Below are 418 nucleotides of genomic sequence, written 5' to 3'. Positions count from 1 at the left end.
GTACCGGTAGCCGCGCTCCCTTACGGGTACGGACATCACATCCCCTTGGCGGTGACGGCTGAAAGGGCCCGGATGTGACGACGTCCCCAGCGGATCCCAGCGAACGTGCTGCCGGGCGGGCCCCGCGCCGTGCGCTGGTGGCCGGTTCGGTCGGCAACTTCATCGAGTGGTACGAGTTCGGTGTCTACGGTTTCTTCGCGACGATCATCGCCGCGAACTTCTTCACCCCGGACGGCGGCAACGAGCTCGAGGGCCTGGTCAAGACCTACGCCTCCTTCGGGATCGCGTTCTTCTTCCGCCCCATCGGCGCCGCCGTCTTCGGCCGGATCGGCGACCGGATCGGCCGCCGGCCCACGCTGATCCTGGTGCTGCTGCTGATGACCGGCGCCACGACGCTCATCGGAGCGCTGCCCACGTA

Annotated in this window: 1 protein-coding gene; it reads left to right on the top strand. The window is 67.9% G+C overall.

Annotated elements, in window-relative coordinates; translation table 11 throughout:
* Nucleotides 1-74 precede the first annotated feature (74 nt).
* Nucleotides 75-418 (top strand): MFS transporter (locus GSF22_RS34225; RefSeq protein ID WP_208817999.1); only part of this gene is annotated, 344 nt, incomplete at its 3' end.

This window comes from Micromonospora echinofusca (assembly GCF_017614955.1).
Lineage (GTDB): Bacteria > Actinomycetota > Actinomycetes > Mycobacteriales > Micromonosporaceae > Micromonospora > Micromonospora echinofusca_A.
This window is presented reverse-complemented; position numbering and strand designations above follow the sequence as displayed.